We start from the raw sequence: 19,773 nt of genomic DNA, 5'->3' as shown, positions 1-19,773 counted from the left end.
CGCGGCATGGCGCTCGATCCGATCCGCGCCGAGCTGTTCGGTGTGGCGCGGTTCGAGCAGCATGGTCGCAGCCTCGGCGCCACCCACCGCGCGGGCCCCGCGCGCTTTGGCCAGGCCACGTTCTACCCACGCCTGCAGAACAATGTGCGCACCCTGCGCGCGGCGCACCAGTTCATCTCGCTGGAAGCGATCAGCGGCAACGACATCAGTCCCGCGGCCGAGTGGCTGCTCGACAACTTCCACCTGATCGAAGCGCAGTTGCGCGAGATCCGCGAAGGGCTGCCACCACGCTATTACCGTTCCCTGCCGGTGCTGCAGGACGCCCCGTTGCAGGGGCTGCCGCGCATCTATGGCGTGGCCTGGGCCTTCGTCGCCCACACCGACAGCGCTTTTGACGCCAACCTGCTGGTGCATTTTCTCGACGCCTACCAGGACGTTCGCGAACTCAACCAGGGTGAGCTCTGGGCCCTGCCCACGACCTTGCGCGTGGTGCTGGTGGAGAACCTGCGCCGCCTGGCCGACCGCATCGCCAGCCACAAGGCCGCGCGCGAACTCGCCAGCCTGTGCGCCGGCCGCATTCACACCCTGAGCCTGCCTGCCGTGATGGAGATGCAGGCGTTGATGGACCGTCGCGGCGTGGGGCAGGTGTTTCTCTCGCACTTGGCGCAAAGCCTGGTGGGCCATGTGCGGGTTGCGGACGACCCGCCGCTGGCGCAGGTGCGCGAGTGGTTGCAGCAGGCGGTTCCCGATCTCGCGGCGCTGCAGACCCAGCAGCACGCGGCCCAGGCCGCCGACCACCTGAGCGTGGGCAATGCCGTGACCGCGCTGCGCCTGATCGGCGCGGCCGACTGGGCCGGCATGGTCGCCCGCACCAGCCGGGTCGTGCGCGTGATGCTGGGCTCGCCCGTGTTCGAGGCCGAAGACGAGGACACCCGCAACACCACGCTGCACAGCATCGAGCGGCTGGCGGCCCACAGCGGCCACGGCGAAGCCGCGGTGGCGCAGGTGCTGCTGCGCCTGATGGGGCAACGCGCCGAGACCGCGCTCGCGTCGCACTGGCTGCAGGGCGAAGGGCGGGCGGCGCTGGAGCAGACGCTGGGCCTGAAGCCCGGAGCGGCCAGCCTGTGGCGCTCGACCCTCAAGGTCTCGCGCACACCTGCCTACCTCGGCGCGCTGCTGCTGGGCACGCTGCTGCTCGTGGCGGCGCTGCTGCACCAGCCGGGCTGGCTGTCGGCGGGCTGGCCCGCGCAGCTCGGCACCTTGGTGGTGGGGCTGCTCATGCTGCTGCCCGCGTCCGAGACCGTGGTGGCGGTGATCAACCGGCTGATCAGCGAATCGGTCAAACCCTCGCACCTGCCGCGCCTGCTGCTGGCCGGGGGCATACCGCCTGAGGCCCGCGTCATGGTGGTGGTGCCGGCGATGCTGACCCACCGCGAGGGCATCTCGCAGCTGGTGCACCGCCTGCAGCTGCACCACCTGGCCAACGTCGAGGCCCACGCGCAATTTGCCTTGCTGAGCGACTGGGCCGATGCCGACACCGAACACCAACCGGGTGACGACGAACTGGTCGAGCACGCGAAAGCCGAGCTGGCCGCGCTCAACGCGCGCTATCCCGAAGCCGAGGGGCAGCCGCCGCGTTTCCTGCTGCTGCATCGGGGCCGCGTTCAGAGCACCACGCAGCGCCAATGGCTGGGCTGGGAGCGCAAACGCGGCAAGCTGGAGCAACTGGTGGCCGCGCTCGCCACCGGCACCACCGGGCCGTTCTTCGACCTCGGCGAGCTCTCGCGCATGGCGCCGCACACGCGCTACATCTTCACGCTCGACAGCGACACGCAGCTGCCGCCGGGCCGCCTGCGCACACTGGTGGGCGTGGCCGAGCACCCGCACAACCAGCCCCGGCTGGACGAGACCGGCCGCCGCGTGCTGCAGGGCTACGGCATCCTGCAACCGCGTGTGGTGACGCCGCTGGCGGAGGAGGGCGTTCGCACCGCCTGGCAATGGCTGTTTGATGGCCAGGCCGGCATCGACCCCTACAGCGCCATGAGTTCTGACGTGTACCAGGACCTGTTTGGTGAAGGCAGCTTCACCGGCAAGGGCCTGCTGCACGTGCCCACGCTGCACGCCGTGTTGACCGGCCGCCTGCCGACCGAGCAGGTGCTCAGCCACGACCTGCTCGAAGGCGCTTTGGTGCGCTGCGCCGTGGTGACCGACGTGACCCTGATCGAACCCGACCCCAGCCACGCCGACGCCGCCGCCGCGCGCAGCCACCGCTGGGCGCGGGGCGACTGGCAACTGCTGCCTTTCCTGCTGCGCCCGCGGGACTGGCCGCTCGACGCCATCAACCGCTGGAAGCTGCTGGACAACCTGCGCCGCTCGCTGGTGGCGCCGGCCTTGCTGCTGCTCATCGGCCTGGCGATGCTGGGCGTGGGCCTGTCCCTGCCCGCGGCGCTGGCGCTCACGGTGGCCGCCTACAGCGCCGGCCCGCTGATGGGCGCGCTCGCGGGCTGGGTGCCCGGCCAGTGGAGCCGGGTGAACGAACGGTTCGTGGTGACGGCCGCGGTGGACATGCTGCGTGCGCTGGGCGGCGGGCTCTGGCACCTCGCCCTGCTGCAACAGCAGGCGCACATGTCGCTCGACGCCGTGCTGCGCACGCTGCACCGGCTCGCCGTGAGCCGGCGTCACCTGCTCGAATGGACCACCGCCGAGGCCGCGGAGACGGGCCTGAGCACGGGCCTGCCGGCCACGCTGCGGCGACACCGCGCCGAGCCGCTCGCCGTGTTGCTGTGGCTGGTGGGCCTGTGGCTGAGCGCCTGGTGGCTGTTCACACCGCCACCCAGCGCGCTGGCGGTGCTGGTGCTCGTGTTGTGGGCGCTGGCGCCGCTGCTGGTGTGGCGGGCCAACACGCCGTGGCCCAGCCAGCGACCGGCACTCAAGACCGCCGACCGCGAGCTGCTCGACGGTGTGGCGCGCGACACCTGGCGCCTGTTCGAGCGCTGCGTGGACGCGCAGAACCACCACCTGCCGCCCGACAACCTGCAGGCCGCGCCCTACGAGATCGTGGCGCACCGCACCTCGCCCACCAACATCGGCCTGTACCTGCTGAGCACCGCCTGCGCGCGGCGGTTCGGCTGGATCGGCACGCAGGACCTGCTGGCCCGCCTGGAGGCGACCTTCGCCACCTTGCAGCGCATGGAGCGGCACCGGGGCCACTTCCTGAACTGGTACGACACCGAAACCCTGCACCCCCTGTTGCCGCGGTATGTGTCCACGGTGGACAGCGGCAACCTCTGCGCCCACCTGCTCGCGGTGGCGCAGGCCTGCACCGAGCTCGCGCGCGATCCCCACGACACGACCCAGGGCCTGCAAGCCATCGCGCGTTCGCGCCAGCGGCTGCAGCCCCACCTGCCCTTGCTGCAAGCCGTGTTGCACCAGCCGCTGCAGCACACCGCCATCGGCCGCCTGCTCGACACCGCGCAGCCCGCGTCCCACGAAGCGGTCGCGTGCGCCGCCTTCCACACCCTCTGGCTCGAAGCCCAGGCTGAGCTGGGTGGCCTGCTGCAGCCGCGCAACCCGGCCATCGTCAGCCACGCCACCACGCCACAGGACGAGCTGCGCTGGCTGCTCGCCGACCACCTGGCCATGCTGGGTTCGGCCGAGCTCGATGTGGCCGCCCACGGTGCCGGGAGCTGCGAACGCGCCAGCGGGCGCCTGCTGGCCCTGGCCGGGCAACTGGAGGCCATGGCCTGGGAGGCCGAGTTCCGTTTCCTCTACCACCCCACGCGCCACCTGCTGCACATCGGCTACCGGCTCGAAGAGGGGCAGCTCGACACCAGCTTCTACGACCTGCTGGCCTCCGAATCACGCACCACCAGCCTGCTGGCGATTGCCAAGGGCGACCTCCCGGTGCGCCACTGGGCGGCGCTCGGTCGGCCCTTCTTCGCCAGCGGGCGGCGCGCGGTGCTGCGCTCGTGGTCGGGCTCGATGTTCGAGTACCTGATGCCCGCGCTGGTGATGGCGCAGCCGCGCGACAGCACGCTGCACGAGGCCGGTGTGTCGGCGCTGCAGGAACACATTGCGTTCGTGCGCGGCACCGTCATGCCCTGGGGCATCTCCGAGTGCGCCTACGCCGGGCAGGACCACACCCTGGCCTACCAGTACGCGCCGCAGGGCGTGCCCCGGCTGTCGCTGCGCCGCACCCCAGAGGCCGAGCGCGTGATCGCGCCCTACGCCACCGCGCTGGCCACCCAGGTGGACGCCGGCCTCGCCTGCCGCAACCTGCGTGAACTGAGCAAGCTGTCGGCGCGCGGGCGCTACGGCTTCATCGAAGCGCTCGATTTCACGGCGTCGCGGCAGACCCAGGGCGAAGCTTTCACCCCGGTCAACACCTTCATGGCGCACCACCAGGGCATGAGCATCGTGGCACTGGCCAATGTGCTGTGCGGTGGCGTGGCGCAGCGCTGGGGCATGGCGCACCCGCGCATCGAAGCCATGTCTTCGCTGCTCCACGAGCGCCCCCCGCGCGAGCTGCCCGCACCACTGCCGCCGGCGCGCCTGCCCCCGCAGGGCCTGGCGCGCCGCGCGCCCGACCATGTGCGCACCGTGCACCCCGGCGCCCAGGCGCTGGAGCCCACGCACCTGCTGTCCAACGGCCGCTACAGCGTCACCCTGCGCTCCAACGGCGCGGGCTGGAGCCGTTGGGGCCAGACCGGCATCACCCGCTGGCGCGACGACGCCCTGCGCGACGCCTGCGGCTCGTTCCTGTACCTGCGCATGGGGGGCCGTGGTGCGCCGGTGTCGGTCACGCGGCACCCCGCGCCCGACCCCAACGCCAGCTACCAGTGCCGCTTCCACACCGACCGCGTGTGCTTCGACACCAGCTGGCTCGAGCTGCGCGTGAACACCACCGTCTGGGTCAGCCCGGAAGACGACATCGAGCTGCGCAAGGTGGTGCTGCTCAACCGCAGCAGCGAGCCCATCGAGATCGAGCTGATCTCGGCGCTGGAGCTGACGCTTGCCAGCCACGCGGCCGACGAGGCCCACCCCGCGTTCTCCAACCTGTTCGTGAAGACCGACTGGCTGCCCGAGCAGCAGGCGCTGCGCTGTGTGCGCACGCCCCGCCTGCACACCGAGCGCACGCTGCAGGCCGCGCATTTTGTGGCCAGCGTCGAGGGCGAGGTGCTGGGCCTGCGCTGCCAGACCGACCGCGCCAAGTGGCTCGGCCGCTTGCACACGCCGGGCCAGCCGCTGGCCCGCATGGACCCGGTGCCGCTGCGGCCCACCGAGCTTCACACCGGGCTGGACCCGGTGGCCGCGCTCGGTGTGCGGCTGCGGATCGCGCCTGGCGCGCACGCTTGCGTGACCTTCGGGACCGCCGCCAGCGACGACGCCACCACCTTGCTCGCGGTGGTCGACAAGTACCGCCAGCCCAGTTATGTGGAGCGCTCCTCGGTGGTCTCGGCCACGCTCGCCGGCATCCCGACGATGGCGCACCGCCCGCGCACCGACCACCTGCCCGCGCTGCACGCGTTGACCACCGCGATGGTGCTCACCTTGCCCAAGGCCGACGCCCCCGCCACCGGCGCGAGCGCCGCCCCGCCCGCGCCGCGCAGCGACCGGCGCAAGCTGTGGCAGCTCGGCATCTCGGGCGACCGCCCGCTGCTGCTGGTGCACGCCTCGGCGCCACAGGGCCAGGGCTTGCTGCGCGTGCTCGCGCTGGTGTTGCGCGAGTGGTCGCGTGGGGGCGTGGCCTGCGATGTGGTGGTGGTCAGCCGCGAACCGCACTCGTACCAGATGCCGTTGCAGCGCGAGCTCACCTTGCTGAGTGAGCAGCACGCCGCCGACCAGCAGGCCCGCCCCGGCCCGACCGTGAGCGGCCTGCACCTGCTGCGCTTCGACGAGCTCTCGCCCGAGCAGATGGCCACCCTGCAGAGCCTGGCGCGCGTGCAGCTGCAGGCCGACGGCCAGGCCTTGTCGCACCAGGTGCGCGCCTGGTGCGACCGCCTCGAGTCGCCGGTGCCGCGTTTGTGGAGCGGCCTGAGCGTGGCGCCCGAGCCGGTGCCGTTGCGCCTGGGCGAGACGGTTTCCGTGCCGTCGTCGGGCCGGTTCAACGGTGCGCGCAGCGACTTTGTTTTTGGTGTCGGCGGCGGACTGGCACCGGCGCGGCCCTGGACCAACGTGCTGGCCAACCCCGGTTTCGGCGCGATCGTGTCCGAGAGCGGCGGGGGCAACACCTGGGCGCTCAACAGCCGCCTGAACCAGCTCACCGCCTGGGCCAACGACCCGGTGGCGGACCCGCCGTCCGAGTGGTTCCTGCTGCAGGACCGCCGCACCCGCGAGATCTGGAGCCTCACGCCCTCGGCCTGGGGCGCCGACGCCACGCGCTACCAGGTGGTGCACGCCCAGGGGCTCACCACCATCAGCCACCACAAGGGCGACCTGGCGGTGTCGGTGAGCTGGTGCACCGATGCCGACACCTCGGTCAAACAGGTGCGCATCCGGCTGGAAAACCAGGGCGCGGGCAAGGCGCACCTGCGCGTCGTGGGTTTCGTGGAGTGGATGATGGGCGAGAAGCGCAGCGACCGCGCCACGCTGCTCTGCAAGCCGTATTTCGTGAGCCCGCCGGGCACGGGCCTGATCGGCCTGCTCTGCACGCAGACCGAAGACGCGGGCGGCTTCGGCGGCGGCACCGCGTTTTTCTGCGAGTCGCCCGAAGGGGTGGACGACCCAGAGGGCATGGACTGGACCTGCGACCGCCGGGCCTTCTTCGGGGCAGAGGGCCAGCTGGTGCTGCCGCAGCGCCTCGGGCAGCAGGGCGGGCTGGGGCTCGACCCGTGTGCCGCGCTGTCGCGGCCGCTCACGCTGCGCGCCGGTGCCACGCTGGAGCAGGTGTTTCTGCTGGGTTACGCACCCGACGCCGACGCCGCGCGCAACCTGATGCGCCATGCCCGCGAGACCAAGGCCCTCGAGCGCGAGCAGGCCACCCAGGCGCGCTGGGATGGCCTGCTCGGTGCCACCCAGGTGAAGACGCCCGACCCCTTGCTCGACGCCATGGTCAACCGCTGGCTGCTGTACCAGACCGTGTCGTCCCGCCTGTGGGCCAAGGCCGGCTTCTACCAGGCGGGTGGTGCCACCGGCTACCGCGACCAGTTGCAGGACGCGATGGCGCTGGTGTGGGCGCAGCCCGCGGTGTTGCGCGATCAGATCGTGTTGTGTGCCTCGCGCCAGTTTGAGGAAGGCGACGTGCAGCACTGGTGGCACTCGCCCGGGGGCGCGGGCGTGCGCACGCACTTTTCAGACGACCTGCTCTGGCTGCCCCACGCCACCGCCCACTACCTGCAGGCCACCGGCGACCTTGCGCTGCTGGACCAGACTGTGCCCTTTCTCGAAGGCCCGCCGGTGGACCAGGGCGCGGAGGACCGCTACGACACGCCCGCCATCAGCCCCCTGCAGGCCAGCGTGTACGAACACGGCGCGCGCGCCATCGACCGCAGCCTGCCGGTGGGCGCCCACGGCCTGCCGCTCATGGGCGGCGGCGACTGGAACGACGGCATGAACCGTGTCGGCATTGAAGGGCGGGGCGAATCGGTCTGGCTGGCCTGGTTCCTTTGCAGCATCGTCACCGACTGGCTGCCGCTGGCGCGCGCGCGTGGCGAGCTGGAGCGGGCGCAGCGCTGGGAGGCGGCTCTCATGGGCTGGCGCCTGGCGTTGAACACCGAGGCCTGGGACGGCGCCTGGTTCAAGCGCGCCTTCTTCGACGACGGCAGCCCGCTGGGCTCGGACGGCCAGCCCGAGGCCCGCATCGACCTGATCGCGCAGGCCTGGAGCGTGTTGAGCGAGCAGACCCCGCCCGAGCGCCAGCGCCAGGCCATGGCCGCGGTGGAGACCCACCTGGTGGACACCGAGCGCGGCCTGATCCGTCTGCTGGACCCGCCGCTGCAACACGCCAGCCCCAGCGCGGGCTACATCCAGGGCTACCCGCCGGGGGTGCGCGAAAACGGCGGGCAGTACGCCCACGCCGGCGTCTGGGCGCTGATGGCCGCGGCCCAGGTGGCGCTGCGGGAGCCGGGCCCCACCCCACAGCGCGACACGCCCTACCGCTACTTCACCTACCTGAGCCCGGCGCACCGCGCGGCGAACCCGCAGTGGGGCACGGCCTATGGCGTGGAGCCCTACGTGATATCGGCCGACGTGTACAGCGCGCCGCCCTACGCCGGGCGCGGCGGCTGGAGCTGGTACACCGGGGCGGCGGGCTGGCTGCACCGCGCGGCGCTGGGGTCCATCCTCGGGCTGCACCTGGATGCCGAGGAACTGTGGTTCACGCCCTGCCTGCCGGCGCACTGGCCGCGCGCCGAGATCACCTTGACGCGCGGGGAGCGCTCGATGCGCTTCGTGCTGGTGCGTGGTGATCCGCTGGCAGCGCTGGCCGCCTGCACCGAACCCCACGCCCAGTTGCTGCCCGTGGCCGAGCGCCTGCGCTGGGGCGGGTTGCCGCAGCATGAAGCGTTTGGTTATTCCACCGGTTGCGTGTCTACACGTGGTTTACAAGGCGTGTGCGCTCAAGCGCTACGGCCTGAGCGCACACGCCTTGGCCGCGAGGTGCCACGAACGAGGATCAGCCGTTGTGGTGCAGACTGCGGCATCTGTGCAGTGTCGAACAAACCACGTCCGAACCCCGCGCGATCTTTATGTACGCCAGCGAACATACGGTGCACACTGCGACTCGCACACTCGAACCAGTCACACCTTCGGCCTCTGGGGCAGCCGTGCCCATAACGCGAGTTCCCCTCCCATGAGAATCCCACCCGACCAAGCCAGCAACCAATTGCTGGCCTCCATGCCCGAGGCCGAATGGCAGCGCATTGCGCCTTTGCTGGAAGCGGTGGACCTGCCGCTGGGCCTGGTGCTGTACGAGTCGGGCAGCAAGATGGGTCACGTGTATTTCCCCATCAACGCCATCGTCTCGCTGCTCTACGTGCTGGAAAACGGTGCCTCGGCCGAGATCGCCGTGGTGGGCAACGAGGGCCTGGTCGGTATCGCGCTCTTCATGGGCGGCGAAACCACCCCCAGCCGCGCCGTGGTGCAGAGCGCGGGCCACGGGTACCGGCTGCGCGCGGCCGATATCAAGGAAGAATTCAACCGCTCCGGCCCGGTGCTGCACCTGCTGCTGCGTTACACCCAGGCGCTCATCACCCAGATGGCGCAGACGGCGGTGTGCAACCGCCACCATTCGCTGGACCAGCAGCTCTGCCGCTGGCTGCTGCTGAGCCTGGACCGGCTGAGCGGCAACGAGCTGGTGATGACGCAGGAGCTGATCGCCAACATGCTGGGTGTGCGGCGCGAGGGTGTCACCGAAGCGGCGCTCAAGCTGCAGAAGCTCGACCTCATCAAGTACGCACGCGGCCACATCACCGTGCTCGACCGCGACGGTCTCGAAGCCCGCGTGTGCGAGTGTTATGCCGTAGTCAAAAAAGAGTACGACAGGCTGCTGCCGAACCACCTCGCGGTGTAAGGCCCGTGTCCAAATGTTCGCTGACGCACAGACTTCAACGGGTGTCGACGGCTACAAAGTTTCATGAGGTGGCGCATGGTGCGCGACCCATGAACCCATGCCGGAAACATGATCACCGTTGCCAACCGAGCCACCCCCCAGCCGCTCTCGCAGGAACAGCAGGAAGACGCCATGACCAGCGAGGGCGCCCCGCCCGCAGGCCAGATGCCCGGGCCGATCCACACCGAGCCGCTGCCCACCGACCCGATCACGCGCGTGACCCTGCACCTGGTGCCCGCCGAAGACCTTGCACGGAACGCCAGACCGACCTGATGGTGCAGGTGCGTCTGGCGGGTGCCGACGCTCAGCGTGTGCCGCTGACTTCCACTTCCACACGGCGGTCGGGCTGCAGGCAGGTGATCAGGCTGGCGCGGGACTGCTTGTCGGGGCAGTCACCGGCCTGGGTCACTGGTGAGCCTTCACCCTTGCCGACGGCGCTGATCTTGGACGGGTCGAGCTTGCCGCGGCTCACGAGGTAGTCCTTGACCGACGACGCGCGGTCGTTCGACAGGGCCTGGTTGTAGTCCGTCGAGCCCATGCGGTCGGTGTGACCTTCGACCGTGATCGACTGGTAGCTGGTGCCCTGCAGTTCTTTGCTGAAGGTGTCGAGCGCGGCCATGCCTTCGGGGCGCACGGTGTCCTTGTCAAAGCCGAACAGGGTGTCGGCCGAGAAGCTCACGCGCTGTGGCGCGGGGGCCATCACCACCGGTGCGGGTGCGGGCGCCGGGGCGATCACCACGGGCGCCGGTGCGGGCGCCACATAGACCGGTGCCGGTGCGGCGGCGACCACGCGCGGTGCGGCACGGCCGAACGGGAACACCAGGCTCACCGAGGTCATGTCGATGTTGTTGCGGCGACCGGTCGAGTCTTTCACACGGTAGCGCTCCACCTCGCCGCGGATCCACATGGCCGGGGTGAGTTCGTACTGCAAGCCCACGCCCACCTTGTAGTTGGTGTTGTTGTGCTTGGTGCTCGCGGCGACGCCCGCATTGGCGCCGGTGCCGCTGTAGTCTTCCTTGGAAAAGGCGTGGTGCGCACCCACGCGGGCCAGGCCGGCGAAACGCTGGGTGAAGGGCAGCGTGCCCACCACATCGAAGTTCAGGCCACGCACCTTGGTGGCGCTCGACAGCGAGCCGGCGGGTGAGGTCTGGGTCGTGAACCGGCTCTTGCCCAGGCTGTAGTAGCCGGCTTCAAGGGCGATGTTGCGGTTGATCTGGTAGCCGCCAAACACCTTGAAGGCGTTGTCGTTGCGGTCGCTGGAGCTGGAGAGGGTGTCCACCCCGGGCAGCAGCACGCCGGTGGTGCGGGCGGTCTCGTTGGCCGAACGCGCGATGCCGGCGCCGACGCCACCATAGAAGTGGCTGGTGTCCTGGGCGAACGCGGGTGCGGCGAGCAGGGCGCCGAGGCCGGCGAGCGCAAGAAGACGGAAGGGAGGGCGGTTTTTCATGGGGGCTTTCTTGCGTGGTTGGACGCGTTGCGCGGAGTGCGTGGTCCGTTTGTAAAAGTCCAGTCAAAACACGTCCGTGCGTTGTCGAACATGGGTGGAATCGCAACAGGGTGTGGTTTTGTGCGCTGGCAGACGGTGAGGGCGAGCGGTGTGCCCCAGACTGTTTTTGAGCTGTGTTGGCACGACCGTGCGGCATGCATTTCAGACGCTGCCCCTTTGGGTGCCGCTGAACGAACCCTGAACTCCCACTCTCCATGGCACATGCCCAAAACCTGTTGATCCAGCGCCTGCCCCCGGCGGAACGCGCGCGCTTTCTGGCCCTGTGCGAACCTTTCGAGTTGATGTTGTCTTCGGAGCTCAGCGTGCGCGGCCAGCCGCTGAGCCATGCCTATTTCCCGCTGACGGGGTTTGTGTCACTGGTCGTCGAGGTGGACAGCTCGCCCGGGCTGGAGGTGGGCATGGCGGGGTGGGAGTCGATGATCGGTTCGGAGTTGCTGCTGGGCATGGCGCCCACACCCTGGCGGGCGCTGGTGCAGGGCCAGGGCAGCAGCCTGCGCATCGGCGCGCAGGTGCTGCGCGATCAGATCGACAGGAACCCCGCACTGCGCGAGGTGATACAGACCAGCCTGCTGGTGAGGCTGCATCAGCAGTCGCGGGCCTCCGCCTGTGAGCGCTTTCACATGATCGGTCAGCGCCTGGCGCGTTGGCTGTTGATGAGCCAGGACCGGGCCCTGACCGACACCTTTCACGTGACCCATGAATTCATGGCGCTGATGCTCGGTGTGCGCCGTGTGGGTGTGACCATGGCCGCAGGTGCGCTTCAGCAGAGCGGCATCATCCGGTACCACCGCGGTGAACTGAAGGTGCTCGACCGCACGGCGCTGGAGACGAAGGCCTGCAGTTGTTACGCCGTCGACAAGCTGAACCACGCCCAGTTGACGGGCCTTCGGTAGCGGCGACGGCGGGTGGTGGCGGGCGCCTGCGGTCGGTGCTCAACCGCAGGCGCAACCGCTTACTTCAGCCAGGCGTCGTCGGCCTTGGATTCCCAGTCCTTGAGCTGCTTTTCGGCCTCGTCTTTCGCGATGCCGTAACGCTCTTGGAGCTTGCCGGCGAGCTTGTCGCGGTGGCCGGCGACCACGGTCAGGTCGTCGTCCGTCAGCTTGCCCCATTGCGACTTGACCTGTCCGGTGAGTTGTTTCCAGTTGCCTTGAATGGTGTCCCAGTTCATGTGAGTCCTTTGGTTGCGGTGAGAAGAGTCTTCACCAGAGCTCATGATGGAACGGACCGGGGTCGTGGTCTGTGCGCCATCGAACCCAAACCGCAAGGCCACACCCCGGATCACAGCACCAGGCGTTTTGCGTAACCTGTCATCTCCAGATAGCCCCGGCCCACGCGCTGGCCGTTGCTGTCGAACAGGTCGGTCAGGCCTTCCCAGTACACCGTGCCGGTGCTCTGGTTGCCATCCAGTTCCTGCGGGTCGATCACGGCCTTGACCGTATAGAAGTCAGCCGGCGTGCGGATGCGCCATTCGACCGGGTAGCGCGCGCCGGTGCGTGGGCTGGTCCAATGGCGCTGCGGCACGAAGTCGAGCTCGCCGGGGACGAAGCGGTACACGTCGGTGCTGCCGCCCGCGCGAAACGAGCCGCCGGCCCAGAGCTTGCTGCCGTCCTGGCGGCGCAGCTGGAAGGCCGTGAGGCTGTGGCCGCCTTCGAGGTTCATGCCGATCCAGTCCCAGCCCACGGCGTCGGGGTGCATCAGGGCCTCGCTCCATTCGTGGTCGAGCCAGGCCGTGCCCTGCACCTCGAAGGCCTGGCCTTGCAGGCCCAGCGTGCCGCGCACGGCGAGCTGCGGGTGGCTGACGTAGAAGCTGGCCTGCGAGGGGTGGGGCCCCTTGCGCGAGAAGCCCTGGTCGCCCTGCAGCAGCAGCGGCTGCACCGGCGCGGCCTGCATCGCGATGCGCAGGGTGTCGCTCTGGATCTGCGCGGTGTAGGCGCCGTCGGGGCCGCGCCGCAGTCGCCAGTCGCGCAGGGCCACGTCGGTGTCCGATGTGCTGGCGAACACGCCGCGCTCGCGCTGCGCCGGGGCTTCGCCGTTCCAGCGGACCATGCGCTGCTCGTGCCACAGGCGACCGCCCTGCACGTCGGTGATGGCCGCGTGGGCAAACAGCAGCTGCTTCGCCGCCAGCCGGCTTCGCAGCGCCTGTGTGCCGTCGATGCGGCTGCGGAAGAACGTGACCTGAAAACCGAACTCGCGGCCCGTTGCGTCGCGCGCCTGGCCGGTGAGGTACCACCACTCGGTGCGGGTCTCATTGTGGCTGCCGTGGTCGCGCGGAAAGACCAGCGGCCGGGGTGCCAACACCGGCACCGTGTCGCGGGCGAGCGACCAGGCGGGCAGGGCGGACGCGGCGGCGCCGATCAGCACCGCGCGGCGCGGCAGGTTCAGGGGCTTGTGGTTCATTGGCATATCACCAGTCCTCCTTCACGGCCTGCACCGCGTCGCGGCTGGCGGCCGCGCGCCCGGCCAGCCAGGCGGTGAGCGTGCCGGCCAACACCACGGCCGCGCACAACGCGAGCAGGCGCAGCCAGGGCAGGGCGAGGTCCATGGTCCAGTGAAAGCTCTGCGGGTTGACCACATGCACCAGCACCACGCTCACGCCCAGGCCGAGCGCCAGGCCGGCGAGCGCGCCGAGCACCGTCCAGGCCAGGCCTTCGAGCGCGACCACACCGAGGATCTGACGGCGCGTGAGGCCCAGGTGCGCCAGCAGGCCGAACTCGCGCCGCCGCGCCAGCACCTGCGCGCTGAAACTCGCCGCCACGCCGAACAACCCGATGCCAATCGCCACCGCCTGCAGCCAGTAGGTGACGGCGAAGCTGCGGTCGAAGATGCGCAGCGAGGTGGCGCGGATCTGCCCGGCCGAGAAGAGCTCGATCAGGTCCTGCGCGCCGGCCTGCCGCGCGAGTGCGCGCAAGCCCTCGCGCACAGCGTCTTCGTCGGCGCCGGGTGCGAGGTGCAGGGCCAGGTCGTTGACGCGGTGGTCGCCCGAGAGGCGCACGTGGTCGACCAGGTCCATCACCACGCTGCCGTGTTGGCGCGCGTAGTCGCGCCACACGCCGGCCACGAAAAAGCGCGTGCCGGGGGGCGCCTGGGGGAAGGCTGGGGCCAGCGCGTCGAGCCAGCCACCGGGCTTTGCGCCGTGCAGGTCGAGCATGGCCTCGCTCACGTACACCGCCACGGCCTGGTCATGGCCAGCGGGCAGGGGCAGCGCCGGGTCGATCAACGGCAGCCGCTGGCCCGGGTCGGCGCCCGGCGCCATCGCGAGCGGCCGCGCCAGCACCGTGACGGCCGGCAAGGCGGTGTCCATCAGCACGCTGCTGGTGCGCAGCGGATCGACGCGCTGCACACCGGGCAGTTGCCGCACGGCGTTCACGAAATCGGGCGGCAGCGTCTGCCCGTCGCTCACACCGTCGACACCGCTGCGCACATAGAGCTGCGCGGGCAGCACGCCGTCGAGCCAGAGCGTCACCGAGTCGCGAAAGCTCGCCACCATCACCGTCAGCGCAACCGACAGCGCCAAGCTCGCGACCACGCCGCTGGTGGCCACGGCGGCTGTGTCGCGTTGCCGGCGCGAGCGCTCCACCGCCAGCATCGGCAGCGCGCGGCGTTGAACCCACGGTGCCAGCCGGTCAAGCAAGGCCCCCACCGCCAGCGGCAGCGCGGCGATGCCGCCCACCAGCAGCAGGCCGACCGACACATACGCCGCCAGCGGGATGCCAGCGACCGGTGGCGCCCAGGCCAGCGCCGCAGCCAGCAGCACCATGGCGAGCGCCGCCGCGTGGTGCCTCGGGCGCGAAGCACCGCCGCCGCCCAGCCCTTTGAGCGCGAGCGCGGGGGCCATCTGCGCGGTGGCGCGCGCCGGCCACCAGCCGCCCACCAGCGCCGCGACCACGCCGAGCGCGCCATAGAGCAGGGCCGCGCCCGTGCTCCACTGCAGGCTGGGCGCCACCCCCGAGAAATAGCCGCCACCCAGATCACCACCCAGCACGCGCAGCGCCAGCGCGGCCAGCCCCGCGCCCAGCGCCACACCGAGCGCGCTGCCGATCAGGCCCAGGATCGCCGACTCAGCCAGCACCAGGCGCAGGCGCTCCGGCGCCGACAGGCCCAGCACGCCCAGCAGCGCGAACTGCTGCTGGCGCCGGGCCACCGACAGCGAGAGCACCGAAAACACCAGAAACCCGCCCGTGAACAGCGCCACCAGCGCCAGCACCGTGAGGTTGACCCGGTAGGCGCGCGAGAGGCTGTCCGCGCGCTGGCCGGCCTGCTCGGGCCGCTGCGCGACCACATGAGGCGGCAGGGCCAGCGCCTGCAGCAGGGCCTCGGCGGTGCTGCCCGCCTGCAGCCGCAGGTCGATGCGCGAGAGCGCGCCGACACGGCCCATCAGCTGCTGCGCCGCGGCCACGTCCATCACCAGCAGCGGCCCGCCGGGTGCGTGGACCGTGCCGGCGATGCGCAGGGTCTGAAACCCCAGCCCGCTTTGCACGCCCACCGTCTCCGGCGCTGCGCCCCCGGCTGCGAGGGCCTGGCGCGCAGCGGGGTTGAGGAACACGGCATCGGGCGCAAACAGGTCGAACCGCCGCTCGCCCGAGGCATCGGCGCCGGGGGTGGGCACCGGCATCAGCGCTGGCGACACGCCCGCGACCGAGAGCGCGTCCACCCCCACCAGCCGCACCACCACGCGTTGTTCGCCGGGGCCCCGCATAGAGGTGACCACCTCCAGCACCGGGCTGGCCAGGGCCACGCCCGGTGCGGCGTTCACCCGCTCCAGCAGTGCGTCGTCGAGATCACCCTGGCGCGAGCGCAGCTCCAGGTCGGGCTGACCGTTGACGGCGCTCACCGCGCCCGCGAACTCGGCCAGGGCCGAGGCGTTGATCAATTGCACCGCGAGCGCGAGCGCCACACCGAGCATCACCGCGACCACCGCAGAGGCGTTGCGCCAGGGGTGATGGCGCAGTTCTTGCAACGAGAAAGTGGTCAAGAGCGCACGCATGGTTTGAGCTTAAGCCCATCCGTCCGTCCGGCGAGCCAGCCGGGGCATGCGCGGGCCGTTCGGTGCGTGCGACAGCGCACCGACGCTCTCGCACGCAGCGCTTAAGATTCTTGTTCGTTCGACTGGAGCTCACCGCCCACCCGCGCGCAACGGCACTGCCACCGCAGCCTCCAACCTTTTTTTACGGTGATCCCCATGGTTCGCATCCACCTCGCCATCGACCTGAATTACACGGTCAATCCGCCCTCGGCGGACTTCATCTTCAACATCCAGGCGGCGCTCTCGCCGCAGCAGACCGTGGTCTGGGAAGAGTTGCAGGTCAGCCAGCCCGTGCCCCTGGTCACGCACACCGACGCCGCCACGCGCAACCGCACCCTGCGCCTGACCGCCGGCGCGGGCCCGCTGCAGGTGCGCTACCGCGCCACGCTGGACATCCGCCACCACGTCGCCGCGCCCGACACCGTGTTCGAGACCCCGGTGGCCCAGCTGCCCACCGACGCGCTGCTCTACATCTACCCCAGCCGCTACTGCCAGTCGGACTGCATCACCGCACTGGCCAACTCGCTGTTCGGGCAGATGCCGCAGGGCTATGGCCGCGTGCTGGCGATCAAGGACTGGGTGCAGAGCCAGGTCACGTTCCAGTCCAACACCAGCAACTCCATGACCTCGGCGCTGGACACACTGAACGACCACAAGGGCGTCTGCCGCGATTTCGCCCACCTGATGATCACGATGTGCCGCGCGCTCAACATCCCGGCACGCTTCACCACCGCGATCGACTTCGGGGCCGACCCGGCCCTGGGCCCGACCGACTTCCATGCCTACGTCGAGGTCTACCTCGGCCACCGCTGGTACCTGTTCGATCCCTCCGGCACCGCCATTCCCATGGGCTTCGTGCGCATCGGCACCGGGCGCGACGCCGCCGACGCCTCGTTCGCGACCATCTTTGGTGGCGTGCAGGCGCAGGCGCCGGTCATCGACATCTCGGCCCAGGTGAACCCGCAGAATGGCTGGCAGATGCCGGTGCACCGCACCGAAGGTCTCTCCACCGACAGCGGCTGGCACACGGGCTTCTGACCGTCCCCGGGGCCGGGCAGCTTCGGCGGGCAGCCTCCGCCCGTCCGCCGCTGCCAGGCCAGGGCCGCGCCTGTGGCCTAATAAGGGGTTTTCAACTTTTCTCTCTGGAACCGTCATGGGCAACAAAATCGTCACCGAAGCCGACCGCAAAGCCACCCCCCGTCCCACGCCCATCCCCGGCATGGTGCAGCCCACCGGTGGCCGTGGCCAGCGCGTGAGCCTGGAGCGCGGTGTCGCCACCCGCTCCAAGAAGAACCCCGGCAAGCGCCCCGGCAAGGGCGGCTGATCGCCGCTCACCGACCTTCGCGGTCGGTCCACAAAAGGCCCTCATGGGCCTTTTTGTGTTTTCAGACCCCAAGGGGGCCATCGCCGTATCAGCGCTTGAATCGAAGCAAGCGCCCCTTGTAGGCCTCGCCGTTTTCGAGCGGGCTGTCAGCGGGTGCCGTGGTCCAGCCGTAACCCAGCGCCGTCATCTCGTGGCAGAAGGCGCTGCGGTTGCTGCGGTCGGGGTCCACGATGACCACCTGGACGTCCGGCGTGGCGTGCTGGTCAATGAAGCGCGCGAGCTGCGCGGGCTGCTGGCGCTCGTAGAGCACGTCGCTGCCGATGATCAGGTCGAAACGGCCCAGGCCGCTGGCGCCGTCGGCGTCGTCCAGTGCCCAGTTGCCGGCCTCACAGGGCAGCGGACCCAGGCCGTTGGCCTGCAGGTTCTCCTGCAAAAACGCCCCGGTCAGCGGGTGCCAGTCGGTCACGGTCACATCGCCCTCGCGCCGGTGGATCACCAGGCTGGCCAGCGCCAGGCCGGCCCCGATTTCCAGGATGCGTTTGCCAGCGATCGCGTGGCTGTGCATGAGCAGCGCCAGCACGCGTGCCGAGGGCCAGACCTGGCCAAACAAGGGCCAGCCCGAGGCACCCATGCCGGCGTGTTCAGCGGCCCCCTGGGGATCGGCGTATTGCTGCTTGTCGAGCAGGGAGCGGATGGCGTAGTGCAGACCGCCGATGGTGACGGTCTGGTGCTTGACCTGGTAGCCGGGCATGGAGGGTGTGCTTCATGGTGTGTGGGCGTTGTGAAACGGTTCTGATCGAACGGGCACAGCGTTTCCATGGGTCACCACGGGCACGGGCATGCGGGGCCGAGGAGGCGATCTCGCGGGTGGCCCGCCGCGGCGGCGGGCGCTGGCCACGGTAACACAGGGGCTTGTGCGCAGGCCTACAATCCGCAGCTTCACCGGGGGTGCCCAACCTGCAGCGATGCGGGCAGCGGCTGAGAAATACCCCTCTCACCTGATCTGGGTTGTGCCAGCGTAGGGAGCGTGATGAGCCGGTCCGCTGTTTTGCCGTGGTCCGTCTTTCTCAAACGCTTCTCGCAGGCGTTTTTTGACAAGGCGGTTTCACATGCAACGGCGGATTTTTCTTTGGGTTCTGGCTTCGTTGTCCCTCGCGGCGTTGTCGCCCCTCGCACACGCGCAGGGCAAGCCGACCCTGCGCGTGCTCACGCACAGTTCGTTCGACCTGCCCAAGGAGCTGCTGGCGCAGTTCGAGAAAGAGGCTGGCACGAAGCTGCAGATCGTCAAGGCCGGTGACGCCGGCGAGATGACCAACAAGCTCATCCTCACCAAGGCCAAGCCCATTGCCGACGTGGTCTTCGGCATCGACAACACGCTGCTGCCGCGCGCGCTGGCGGCCGGCGTGATCGAGCCCTACAGTGGCCCGGCGGCCCAGCGTGCGGCGGCGGTGCCGCTGGACGGCGGTGTGGTGCCGGTGGACTACGGTTTTGTCACGCTCAACATCGACAAGGCCTGGTTTGCCAAGAAGGGGCTGGCCCTGCCGGCCTCGCTGGACGACCTGGCCAAGCCGGCCTACGCCAAGCTGCTCGTGGTTCAGAACCCGGCCACCTCCAGCCCGGGTCAGGCCTTCGTGTTCGCCACCATCGCCGGCCTGGGCGAAGAGGGCGCTTTCAAATGGTGGGGCCAGATGCGCGCCAACGGCGTGAAGGTGGTCAAGGGCTGGACCGAGGCCTACTACACCGAGTTCACGCGCAACGGCGGCACGCGCCCCATCGTCGTCAGCTACGCCAGCAGCCCGGCGGCCGAGGTCTTCTACAGCAAAGAGAAGATCACCGAGTCGCCCACGGCCAACCTGTTCCTCAAGGGTGGCGTGTTCCGCCAGGTCGAGGGCGTGGCGCTGGTCAAGGGCGGCAACCCTGCAGCGAAAGAAGCCGCGGGCAAGTTCGTCGAGTTCCTGCGCTCGGCGCCGGCCCAGCAGGCGTTGCAGACGACGATGTGGATGTTCCCGGCCGAGGCGGGCGCGGCGCGCGTCGACGTGATCAAGGCGCACGCGAGCGAGCCTGCGACGTTTGACAACCCCAGCGCCGCCGACATGAACAGCAAAGGCAAGGCCTGGCTGCAGCGCTGGACCAAGGTGGTATTGAAATGACCCCCCTGCGCCGCTTCGCGGCTTCCCCCCTGGAGGGGGGACGCACCTGGTGGCCCGGCGAAGCCGGTTCCACGGGTGCCCTGGTCGGGGCAGGGGCTTCGGCCCTGCGCCTTGGTTCTGCACGGTCATGCATGGCTTGAGATCGCGTTGGCTGCTGCCGGCGCTGCCGCTGGGCTTTCTCGCCCTGGTGCTGGTGGCGCCGGTGGGGCGCCTGCTGGTCGA

General features: G+C 70.0%; 12 protein-coding genes and 1 riboswitch. Of the genes, 7 read left to right on the top strand and 5 right to left on the bottom strand.

The window, feature by feature from the left end; all coding sequences use genetic code 11:
* Nucleotides 1–6: 6 nt before the first annotated feature.
* From B0E41_RS20635 to B0E41_RS20625, 3 genes are all read left to right on the top strand, one after another.
* Nucleotides 7–8,772 (top strand): glucoamylase family protein, encoded by an 8,766-nt coding sequence (locus B0E41_RS20635; RefSeq protein ID WP_077333969.1) that lies wholly within the window; start codon nt 7–9, stop codon nt 8,770–8,772.
* Nucleotides 8,773–8,788: 16 nt separating this feature from the next.
* Complete coding sequence (locus B0E41_RS20630) at nt 8,789–9,508, top strand: Crp/Fnr family transcriptional regulator (RefSeq protein WP_077333967.1); 720 nt, start codon at nt 8,789–8,791, stop codon at nt 9,506–9,508.
* 108 nt (nt 9,509–9,616) lie between these two features.
* A complete protein-coding gene (locus tag B0E41_RS20625; RefSeq protein WP_077333965.1) occupies nt 9,617–9,820 on the top strand; it encodes a hypothetical protein in 204 nt (67 codons plus the stop codon).
* 31 nt (nt 9,821–9,851) lie between these two features.
* On the opposite strand, the gene B0E41_RS20620 is transcribed toward B0E41_RS20625, so the two are convergent.
* A complete protein-coding gene (locus B0E41_RS20620; protein WP_077333963.1) occupies nt 9,852–10,994 on the bottom strand; it encodes an OmpA family protein in 1,143 nt (380 codons plus the stop codon).
* A 254-nt stretch (nt 10,995–11,248) separates the two neighbouring features.
* Between B0E41_RS20620 and B0E41_RS20615 the strand changes: the two genes are divergently transcribed.
* Nucleotides 11,249–11,947: a Crp/Fnr family transcriptional regulator gene (locus B0E41_RS20615; protein ID WP_077333961.1), complete on the top strand. Its 699-nt coding sequence runs from the start codon at nt 11,249–11,251 to the stop codon at nt 11,945–11,947.
* Nucleotides 11,948–12,006: 59 nt separating this feature from the next.
* On the opposite strand, the gene B0E41_RS20610 is transcribed toward B0E41_RS20615, so the two are convergent.
* The 3 genes from B0E41_RS20610 to B0E41_RS20600 all read right to left on the bottom strand — a co-directional run bounded on the left by B0E41_RS20610 (nt 12,007) and on the right by B0E41_RS20600 (nt 16,038).
* A complete protein-coding gene (locus B0E41_RS20610) occupies nt 12,007–12,222 on the bottom strand; it encodes a CsbD family protein (RefSeq protein ID WP_077333959.1) in 216 nt (71 codons plus the stop codon).
* Nucleotides 12,223–12,332: 110 nt separating this feature from the next.
* Nucleotides 12,333–13,451 (bottom strand): carotenoid 1,2-hydratase, encoded by a 1,119-nt coding sequence (locus B0E41_RS20605; RefSeq protein ID WP_253195055.1) that lies wholly within the window; start codon nt 13,449–13,451, stop codon nt 12,333–12,335.
* A 7-nt stretch (nt 13,452–13,458) separates the two neighbouring features.
* A complete protein-coding gene (locus tag B0E41_RS20600; protein ID WP_077333955.1) occupies nt 13,459–16,038 on the bottom strand; it encodes an ABC transporter permease in 2,580 nt (859 codons plus the stop codon).
* A 195-nt stretch (nt 16,039–16,233) separates the two neighbouring features.
* On the opposite strand from B0E41_RS20600, the gene B0E41_RS20595 reads away from it, so the two are divergent.
* Both B0E41_RS20595 and B0E41_RS27220 read left to right on the top strand, forming a co-directional pair.
* Nucleotides 16,234–17,115, top strand: coding sequence for a transglutaminase family protein (locus B0E41_RS20595; protein WP_077333953.1), 882 nt, complete (start codon nt 16,234–16,236; stop codon nt 17,113–17,115).
* A 115-nt stretch (nt 17,116–17,230) separates the two neighbouring features.
* Nucleotides 17,231–17,401 (top strand): hypothetical protein, encoded by a 171-nt coding sequence (locus tag B0E41_RS27220; RefSeq protein ID WP_171984835.1) that lies wholly within the window; start codon nt 17,231–17,233, stop codon nt 17,399–17,401.
* 88 nt (nt 17,402–17,489) lie between these two features.
* Here B0E41_RS27220 and B0E41_RS20590 read toward each other — a convergent pair whose 3' ends face one another.
* Nucleotides 17,490–18,152, bottom strand: coding sequence for a methyltransferase domain-containing protein (locus tag B0E41_RS20590; protein WP_077333951.1), 663 nt, complete (start codon nt 18,150–18,152; stop codon nt 17,490–17,492).
* Nucleotides 18,153–18,335: 183 nt separating this feature from the next.
* Nucleotides 18,336–18,444: riboswitch (TPP riboswitch) on the top strand.
* Between the two features lie 66 nt (nt 18,445–18,510).
* Between B0E41_RS20590 and B0E41_RS20585 the strand changes: the two genes are divergently transcribed.
* On the top strand, nt 18,511–19,551 hold the full coding sequence (locus B0E41_RS20585; protein ID WP_077333949.1) for a thiamine ABC transporter substrate-binding protein: 1,041 nt from the start codon (nt 18,511–18,513) through the stop codon (nt 19,549–19,551).
* Nucleotides 19,552–19,773: the final 222 nt, after the last annotated feature.

This window comes from Hydrogenophaga sp. A37, assembly GCF_002001205.1.
In the GTDB taxonomy this organism is placed as follows: Bacteria; Pseudomonadota; Gammaproteobacteria; order Burkholderiales; family Burkholderiaceae_C; genus Hydrogenophaga.
The sequence above is the reverse complement of the archived record's forward strand: the minus strand, read 5'-3'. Positions and strand labels throughout refer to the sequence as shown.